The following is a 9,296-nucleotide window of genomic DNA, read 5'->3' as shown; positions in this document are numbered from 1 at the left end:
AACCAACTGAGCTACAGGCCCATTTCTTGACTGCTCACCTATAATACCATGTAGAAATACACTCGTCAATAAAAAAAACATAAAATTAAACTGCAAATAAATAAAGTCCCATAAGGGACTTTATTCGTTCTTAGTTTTCTTTTAAATGGGCAATATCGATATATGAAGGAATACCATTCTTATAACTAATAGCGATTTCACCCTGGATTAATGGATATAAGTAATCATAAAGTTCTTGAGTGATATCATTACCTTCTTTAGTAATCCATTCTGCTGGAACTTTCTGTTCTAGGTTCGCAATATCCTGTACATTACTATAGATACATTCTACAGTATATGGATCATTGCTAGTTCTTTTAACACCCATCATAACATTTGTATGATCAGCAAGTGCTGTTTCTACAGCCTTTTTACCAATAAAGAAAGATTCATCAATATCTACTTTAGAGGCAATATGCATTGCACATCTTTGTAGTACATTTAATTCGATACTTCTTACTTTACATCCAAAATGTTCTTTACAGATATTTTCTAATACCTTACCAGTACCAAAATGGATTGGATGACCAAATGCATCATACTGCTGTGAATCACCACTATCTAAGAAGTTTCCGTTTTTATCATGAATACCTTCACTTACTGCAATCATGATAGAAGACTTTTCTTTGAACTTTTCTTCAATATCCTTCAAGAAACGTTCTTTATCAAATACGACTTCCGGTAAATAAATGAGATCAGGGGCATCATTACATTCAGTTCTTGCAAGTGCACTTGCAGCAGTTAACCAACCTGCATTACGTCCCATGATTTCTACAATAGTAATTGCATCTAGCTTATAGATAGAAGAATCATAAGCAATTTCTAACATAGAGCTTGCAACATACTTTGCAGCTGAACCAAAGCCTGGAGTATGATCTGTACCCATCAAATCATTATCGATAGTCTTTGGAATCCCAATGAAGTGGATAGGGGAATTGATTGTTTCACCATAAGCTGCAAGTTTAGCCACAGTGTCCATAGAATCATTTCCACCAATATAGAAGAAATCAGTGATTTCTAAATCATTAAATTTTTTAAATAACAAGTCATAAGTGTCTTTATCATCACTTACTGTAGGCAGCTTATAACGACAGCTTCCTAAATACATTGCTGGGGAATGCTTTAATGCATCGATTTTTTCCTCAGAATTAAATGTTGTACCTAGATCCATGAAGTGATCTTCTAATAGTCCCTGGATACCATTAATCATACCATAGATATGAGTAAATCCTTCTTCCTGGCATTGAGTAATAATACCTGCAAGAGAGGCGTTGATGGCAACCGTAGGCCCACCAGACTGACCAATAAAACAGTTTTTCGTATTCATTTTATGCTCCTTTTGTATATTTCATCCCCATTTTAACATCAAATGCATTTGATAGAAAGATTTATCTAAAAGAAAACGGCAGAATGCATCACTCATAAGACATGACGGGTATAGAACATGACAATTAACACATTAGAGTATTCAACTATTTTTCAGGCTGAATTAGATAAACATCTTATGAAGTATAGAAATATATATGGTTTAGAAACAAAATACACAAAGAGAATTAATTATAGTATTTTATTGCATATCAGCGTATAATGGTAGATAAGGAGGATTGAAAGATTATGTCTAAGAAGTATTTATCTATGGATGGTAATACTGCTGCCGCTCATGTTGCGTATGCATTTTCTGAAGTAGCAAGTATCTATCCAATTACCCCTTCTTCACCAATGGCTGAACATGCTGAAGAATGGGCTTCACAGGGAAGAAAAAATATTTTTGGCTCTGCTGTAAACGTAGTTGAAATGCAGTCAGAAGCAGGTGCTGCTGGGGCTGTACACGGTGCTTTACAGGGTGGTGCTTTAGCTACTACATTTACTGCATCTCAGGGTCTATTATTAATGATTCCTAACCTTTATAAGATTCAGGGTGAAATGCTTCCAGGTGTTTTCCATGTAGCTGCAAGAGCTCTTGCAACTAGTTCATTAAATATCTTTGGGGATCATCAGGATGTTTATGCCTGCCGTCAGACAGGTATTCCTATGCTTTGTTCACATTCTGTACAGGAAGTTATGGATTTAGCTGGTGTTGCACACTTAACTGCAATTAAAGCAGGTGTACCATTTATCCATTTCTTTGATGGTTTCAGAACATCTCATGAAATTCAGAAAGTAGAAGTTCTTGATTATGAAACTTTAGCTTCATTAGTAGATTATGATGCAATTAAGAAATTTAAAGCAAACGCACTTAACCCACATACTAATCCAGTAGAACGTGGTGGTGCAGATAATGATGATATCTATTTCCAGAGCAGAGAAGCTCAGAATAAACATTATGATGCAGTTGTAGAAATTGCTGCAGATTACATGAAGAAGATTTCTGAAATTACTGGTAGAGAATATGCACCATTTACATACTATGGTGATCCAGAAGCAGATAGAGTTATTATCGCAATGGGTTCAGTAACTGAAACTATTAAAGATACTATTGATGAAATGGCTAAAGAAGGAGAAAAGGTTGGTGTAATCAAAGTACATCTTTATAGACCATTCTCTGCAAAATATTTAAAGGCTGTTTTACCAGCAACTGCTAAGAAGATTGCTGTACTTGATCGTACTAAGGAAATGGGTGCTACTGGTGAACCATTATACCTTGATGTATGTTCAGTTATTAGAGATGCTGATACATTGGTTATTGGTGGTCGTTATGGTATGGGTTCTAAGGATACTACACCTCAGCATATCAAGGCTGTTTATGATCACTTAAATTCAGATAATCCATTTACAGGATTCACAATTGGTATTAAGGATGACGTAACTCATTTATCATTACCTGATGTTCATGGATTCCATATCAATTCTGGTGTTACTCAGTGCTTATTCTATGGTTTAGGTTCTGATGGTACTGTATCTGCAAATAAGTCTTCTATCAAGATTATTGGTGATAATACTGATTTATACTGCCAGGCTTATTTCGCATACGACTCTAAGAAGGCTGGTGGAGCAACTCGTTCTAACTTAAGATTTGGTAATAAGCCAATTAGAGCAACTTACTATGTAAATAGAGCAGACTTCATCTCTTGTTCATTAGACAACTACTGCTTAAAGTATGATATGTTGAAGAACTTAAAAGATGGTGGACGTTTCTTATTAAATACTGAATTTACTAAAGAAGAAATCGCTGATTATCTTCCAAATAGAGTAAAGAAACAGTTAGCAGATAAACATGCTAAGTTCTATATTATTAATGCCAACAAGATTGCTAGTGAAATCGGTATGGGTAGACGTACAAACACTATCCTACAGTCAGCATTCTTCGCATTGAATGAACAGATTCTTCCAATCGAAGAAGCTGTTACTAAGATGAAAGAAATGGCTAAGAAGTCTTATAGCAACAAGGGTGAAAATATCGTTCAGGCTAACTATAAGGCTATCGATGCTGGTAAAGATGCAATTGAAGAAGTAACTGTAGATCCAGAATGGTCTAACTTAACTGTATTACCATTAAGAAAACCAACTGGTGATGATTACTTTGATAACTTCGTAGCTCCTATCAATGCTCTTGAAGGTTATGACTTACCAACTTCAGCATTCTTAGATAAGCTTGATGGTACTATGCAGAATGGTGTTGCAATTAAAGAAAAACGTGCAATTGCTATTCAGGTTCCTAAGTGGGAAAAAGACAACTGTATCCAGTGTAACCAGTGTGCTATGGTATGTCCTCATGCAACAATCCGTCCATTCTTAATGACTGAAGAAGAAATCAAGAATGCACCAGAAGATATTACTAATGATGTATTAAAACCAATTGGTAAGGGTGTTGAAGGATTATCATTCCGTATCCAGGTTTCTCCTGATAACTGCGTAGGTTGTGGATTATGTGCATCCGTATGTCCAGGTAAACGTGGTGAAAAGGCACTTACAATGGTTCCAGTTAAGGATGAATTAGAACATTCTGCTTTATCTGAATATGTATACAACAATGTAGAATATAGAGATGACAAGTATCCTACAACTACAGTGAAGGGTGTTGGATTCATGAAGCCTTACTTTGAAGCATCTGGTGCCTGCGCTGGTTGTGGTGAAACTCCATATTATCGTTTAGTTTCTCAGTTATTCGGTTCTGATATGAGAATTGCGAACGCTACTGGATGTTCATCAATCTATACTGGTTCAACTCCATCTACTCCATGTACTACTGATAAGAATGGTCATGGTATGGCTTGGGCTAACTCATTATTCGAAGATAATGCTGAATTTGGTTTTGGTATGAAACTTGCAGAAAACTACATGTCTAAACATATCTTAGAAATCATTGAAGCAAATAAGAATGATGTAGAGCCAGAATTAAAAGAAATTCTTGAAAAATATGAAGCTGTTAAGGGTCAGAGAGTAGAAGAAAAGGCTCTTTATAACGAATTAGTAGAAAAAGTTGAAGCTTCAGCTAATGAACCTATCAAGGAATTACTTGATATGAAGGGTGAATTAGTGACTAAGTCTCAGTGGATCATCGGTGGTGACGGATGGGCTTATGATATCGGCTACGGAGGATTAGACCACGTTCTTGCTAATGATCAGAATGTCAATGTATTAGTTCTTGATACAGAAGTATATTCTAACACTGGTGGACAGTCTTCTAAATCATCACAGGCTGCTTCTATTGCGAAGTTCACTGCAAGTGGTAAGAAGGTTGCTAAGAAAGACTTAGCTCAGATTGCTATGGCTTATGGTCATGTATATGTTGCACAGATTGCTTTAGGTGCTAACCCAATGCAGGCTATTAAGGCTATGAAGGAAGCTGAATCTTATGATGGACCATCATTAATTATTGCTTATGCACCATGTAATGAACATCATATCAAGGGTGGATTAATTAACTCTTCAAGACAGGAAAAATGGGCTGTTGAATGTGGTTATTTCAACTTATTAAGATACGACCCACGTTTAACTGAAGAAGGTAAGAACCCACTTACAATTGATTCTAAGGCTCCTGATTATTCTAAGTTCAAAGACTTCTTAATGAGTGAAAACAGATTCTCTCAGTTAGTTAAGATCAATCCTGAAAACGCAGAAGCATTATTCGATAAGTGTCTAGCAGATGCTAAACGTCGTCGTGCAAGAGCAGAAGCACTTGCTAAAGATTTTGATGCTGCTGAATAATTCATACGAAAGAGATAGTAGAAATGCTATCTCTTTTCTTTATATTCATAACATATTAAAAAGATAGGTATATTGCTTGCTATTTGTATTCATTATTTCTATACTAGGAGTGGGTGATGGATATGAAGAGTGTACTTATAAAAGATACAACAAGAGAAGAAAGAAAAAGAATCATACAAGAAGCATTGGACTGTAATGATTCTGCAGGATGTGAGAACTGCAGTGGATGCGGCTTGTTTGGGGCTGGAGATCCCTTTGAAATGTATGAAGATTATATAGAAGGTAAAAGAGAAATCAAAGAAATTAATATGGATTTTGTATCACGCTACTTTGTGAGAGGTTAATCACATCGTAATATAAAGAGATGTCATATCATTGTGTGTACTAAAAAACAGGGATTTTTTTAAATCCCTGCTTTTCTATTTCATGATTTCGTTGTAGATATCATCAAGATTTACAACACTTGAACGATCAGTAAATTTAATCTTGATTGGATCATTTTCTTCATATCTTGGAATAATATGAATATGGAAATGATGCACTGTCTGACCAGCGACTTCTTTCGCATTAGTAAGAATATTACATCCCTTTGCATGCATATTCTCTACAATCTTATTTGCAAGCTTCTGAGCCACTTTCATACAATGTGCCATCACTTCTGGGTCTGCTTCTAAAAAACTATCATAATGTTCCTTAGGGATGACGAGTGTATGTCCATTAGTCGTCTGTGATAAATCCAAGAATGCAATGCAAGTATCATCTTCATATACAACTTTGCCAGGAATTTCCTTAGCGGCAATCTTACAAAAAATACAATTATCCATCATATAAAACCTCCTGTATTCATTCTAACACAAAAGAGACGTTTTCACGTCTCTTAGTCCACATATTTACTAGAAATTTTCTTGATCTGTTTCTTAACCTTTTCATCTTCGACAGTGAACTTATATTTCTTTAAATAATAAGTTTCAATATCTGTTTTCACATCGCCAAGGTTTAATAAGTTTTTAACAATATCATTCTTCTGAGCACTTTTATCAGTGTTGTATGCATATACAACTGCATATTTACCAGTACTTAATTTTACAGCTTCCTTGTATACACCATCAGTCTTTAATGAAGTAAACTTGCTTAAAGCTTTGATGATCTTCTTATCAACTGTAGTAGTAGCACTCTTGCTGCATACAAAACCTAAATCAGTAGAACTAGAAGTATTCGCATTCATTAAAGCAGTCATTGCATCTGCACTAGTCACTGTCTTTAATGCCTTTAATGCTTCAGATTCTTTGCTGTATTCAACAATCTTTAAATAAGAAACATTATATTTCTTACATACATCATTGAACTTTGTATCTAAATATTTTTCTTCTAATAGTTCAGATTTTGCTTCTGGTACAATGACTTCCTTCTCAAAAGTCTTGGCATCACTATATCCCTGATTCTTTGCATAAGTTTCAAATGAACCAGAATATTCAGCATAACGCTGTTTAAGTTCTTTTGCTTTTGTATTAATTGCATCTTTATCAGTAATCTCTTTTGCAGTGATTTTATTATATGCTTCATTTAATACTTCATTAGCACCGTAGTTATCTAATAAGTATTCATATAAACCTTTTTTAGTCACACTTACATCACCACTGATAACTTCTGATGAACTATTCTGTACAGAACTTGTATAACCATCCTTATCAGCAGTCACAATATAAGCGGCAATCACACCAACAACAAGGACAATCGCAATGACAAGTAATGCAATCATTTTCTTAGTAAGTGTAAAAGGTTTCTTTTCAACTTCTACCTTATGGATCTGTTTGTATTCTGCCATTATCTCTTACTTCCTTTCTTCAGCTCTTGCTTTTAAGCCTTCTTTTACAGCTTCTTTAACTGCTTTTTTAACCTTTGCATCTTTATACTCGATATCATAAGTATTGAATGCAAGATAGATGATATTATCATCATAAGTAAGTAATGGTGACTGAATTGTGATATTCTTTAATTTTTTCTTGATTTTCTCTTTATTAGTAGAAGTACACTTTAAAATATAGTAACCATCATTTCCAGTTAATACATCAGAAGTCTGTCCTTCAGTTAAAGAGAAAGCTGATTCATTGATGGCATTGCCATAAGAATTTGTAAGGTTACTAGTTTTATCTACAACACCTAAAGAACCTTTAGCGCTCTTAGTATCAGAATCATCTGAATAATCCTTGGCAACATCACCAAAGTTCTTTCCATCTTTTAATAATTCCTTCACTTCTTCTAGCTTTTCTTTTTCAGCATCAGTAGGATTTGAAATATCAGAAGTAGAAATTTTGATCATAGAGATAACACGTGGTGTAGAAACCTTATAATAATCATCAAATACTGTATCATAATGTGTCTTTACATAATGCTTCACTAATTCTGCATACTGTAAAGAGTAGACCAGCTTCTTCTTATACTTACTTTCGCTTTCATAACCAGCGCTCTTCAAATCGCTCTTGAACTGCTTTTCATAAGAGTCTTCGCCATACTGGCTCTTATAAGAATTCTTAATACTATCAAGCATATCACTTGCATTATCTTTCATATCGCTTGTGACAGGATATTGCTTATTGATCAATTGATCAAGAACATATTGGAATGCAGCTGATTTACCAGCACTCGTAGAAATCAATGTATCATAAACATCATCTGCATATACATTGCCTTCACTTGTGGAAGCAACTACGCTCTTTCCATCTACTGTCTTACCACCACAGCCACTTAGTAGTAAAACACTCGCTAAACATAGCGCCGCTATTTTTTTGGCTTTCATACGTACCCTCCTTGCGCAACATATATATTATACATGCTCAATGATTTTTTTCAAATAATTACCCCTGTTTCACATAAAAAGACATAATTCTCTAAAGTGAAAAGTTAAATTCCACTTTAGGCAGCGCAAAGTTGCGTTTAGTCTTTCACATCTTTCCAGTTGATTTTACTCTTACAGTTGAATTTTCTCCTTCAGGTATATAATTACTGTGATGTCTGTTTCTCTATTTCATGAAAGGCTGATTATCATGGCTAAATCAAATAAAAATTCACATCTTACTCTTTCAGAAAGACAAATCATTGAGAGAGGGATAGAAAATGGTGCTACTAAGGCTTCTATCGCTGCAACTCTTGGAAAGGATAAATCAACTATAGGTAAAGAAATAAAGGCACATAGAAAACATTCACATTTCTGTAGTTTTGATCCTGCATGTGCCAACAAGGACAGATGCAAGCATCATCATGTATGTAAGGATTGTGCTGATTTGGTAGTTTTTAAATGCAAGCGAAGAGACAGATCCCCTGGTGCCTGCAACGGCTGTCCTAAATTCCAGCACTGCCGATTTGATAAGTTCACGTATTCTGCAGATCTCGCCAATAAGGAATATATGGCTGATCTCATTGAATCAAGAGAAGGAATAAACATGACATACAGCGAACTTAAGGCTTTAGCTGATGTCATTGTCCCTCTTGTTAAGAAGGGGCATTCACCATATCAGATCATCACTTCTCATCCTGAACTGAATATTTCTGAAAAGACATTATACAATTACATAGAATCTGGCGTATTTAGACAGTTCGGCCTGCTTGATATTGACTTAAGAGTCAAGACAAGAAGAATATCAAAGAAAGATTCTGTCAAATATAAAAAAAGAGAAGACAGAAGGTTCCTGATAGGCCGCACCTATAAGGATTTCGTCTCATATACTGACGAGAATGATACCGTTAGTATTGTCGAGATGGATACCGTCTATAATGGACAAAGCGGTCCCTTCATGCAGACTTTTAAGTTCCTGTCTTACTCTTTCATGTTCATTATATACCATGAAGAGAAGACTGCAAAGGCTATGGTTGAAGGGGTAGATCTTCTTGAAACAATATTAGGAAAAGACCTATTCCTAAAGGAAGTGAAAGTCATCAAGACGGATAGAGGTTCTGAATTCTCAGATGCAGAAGGACTGGAAAAGGATAATGATGGCAGCATAAGAACTCATGTCTTTTACTGTGATCCTATGCAATCATGTCAGAAAGGAAGTCTTGAGAACAACCACAAGGAGATACGTTACATATGCCCTAAAGAAGCAGGTCTCAAG

The 9,296-nt window shown here is 35.2% G+C and carries 7 protein-coding genes; 3 read left to right on the top strand and 4 right to left on the bottom strand.

Going from position 1 to position 9,296, the window contains the following annotated elements:
• Positions 1-130 precede the first annotated feature (130 nt).
• On the bottom strand, positions 131-1,366 hold the full coding sequence (locus tag B2S90_RS03520; RefSeq protein ID WP_286696547.1) for a 6-phosphofructokinase: 1,236 nt from the start codon (positions 1,364-1,366) through the stop codon (positions 131-133).
• 287 nt (positions 1,367-1,653) lie between these two features.
• Between B2S90_RS03520 and nifJ the strand changes: the two genes are divergently transcribed.
• Positions 1,654-5,187 carry a pyruvate:ferredoxin (flavodoxin) oxidoreductase gene (gene nifJ, locus B2S90_RS03515; protein ID WP_055289418.1) on the top strand — a complete coding sequence of 1,178 codons (3,534 nt, stop codon included), beginning with the start codon at positions 1,654-1,656 and terminating at the stop codon, positions 5,185-5,187.
• A 116-nt stretch (positions 5,188-5,303) separates the two neighbouring features.
• Positions 5,304-5,531 carry a hypothetical protein gene (locus tag B2S90_RS03510; protein WP_055233177.1) on the top strand — a complete coding sequence of 76 codons (228 nt, stop codon included), beginning with the start codon at positions 5,304-5,306 and terminating at the stop codon, positions 5,529-5,531.
• Between the two features lie 75 nt (positions 5,532-5,606).
• Here the strand turns inward: B2S90_RS03510 and B2S90_RS03505 are convergent, their stop codons facing one another.
• The 3 genes from B2S90_RS03505 to B2S90_RS03495 are packed head-to-tail and all read right to left on the bottom strand — an operon-like array spanning position 5,607 to position 7,984.
• Positions 5,607-6,011 (bottom strand): HIT family protein, encoded by a 405-nt coding sequence (locus B2S90_RS03505; RefSeq protein ID WP_055233214.1) that lies wholly within the window; start codon positions 6,009-6,011, stop codon positions 5,607-5,609.
• A 53-nt stretch (positions 6,012-6,064) separates the two neighbouring features.
• The gene (locus B2S90_RS03500) at positions 6,065-7,012 is read right to left on the bottom strand and encodes a hypothetical protein (RefSeq protein ID WP_286696546.1); all 948 of its coding nucleotides are present in this window, start codon (positions 7,010-7,012) and stop codon (positions 6,065-6,067) included.
• A 6-nt stretch (positions 7,013-7,018) separates the two neighbouring features.
• Positions 7,019-7,984 (bottom strand): peptidylprolyl isomerase, encoded by a 966-nt coding sequence (locus B2S90_RS03495; protein ID WP_055233179.1) that lies wholly within the window; start codon positions 7,982-7,984, stop codon positions 7,019-7,021.
• Between the two features lie 247 nt (positions 7,985-8,231).
• Between B2S90_RS03495 and B2S90_RS03490 the strand changes: the two genes are divergently transcribed.
• A partial coding sequence (locus B2S90_RS03490) for a helix-turn-helix domain-containing protein (protein ID WP_286696545.1) occupies positions 8,232-9,296 on the top strand: 1,065 nt, incomplete at its 3' end.

Source organism: Catenibacterium sp. UBA627 (assembly GCF_002299355.1).
GTDB lineage: Bacteria > Bacillota_I > Bacilli_A > Erysipelotrichales > Coprobacillaceae > Catenibacterium > Catenibacterium mitsuoka.
This window is presented reverse-complemented; position numbering and strand designations above follow the sequence as displayed.

Excerpts from the sequence above, each read along its gene's own strand:
- B2S90_RS03520 (WP_286696547.1), bottom strand. The coding sequence starts at position 1,366 with ATGAATACGAAAAACTGTTTTATTGGTCAGTCTGGTGGGCCTACGGTT.
- nifJ (WP_055289418.1), top strand. The coding sequence starts at position 1,654 with ATGTCTAAGAAGTATTTATCTATGGATGGTAATACTGCTGCCGCTCAT.
- B2S90_RS03510 (WP_055233177.1), top strand. The coding sequence starts at position 5,304 with ATGGATATGAAGAGTGTACTTATAAAAGATACAACAAGAGAAGAAAGA.
- B2S90_RS03505 (WP_055233214.1), bottom strand. The coding sequence starts at position 6,011 with ATGGATAATTGTATTTTTTGTAAGATTGCCGCTAAGGAAATTCCTGGC.
- B2S90_RS03500 (WP_286696546.1), bottom strand. The coding sequence starts at position 7,012 with ATGGCAGAATACAAACAGATCCATAAGGTAGAAGTTGAAAAGAAACCT.
- B2S90_RS03495 (WP_055233179.1), bottom strand. The coding sequence starts at position 7,984 with ATGAAAGCCAAAAAAATAGCGGCGCTATGTTTAGCGAGTGTTTTACTA.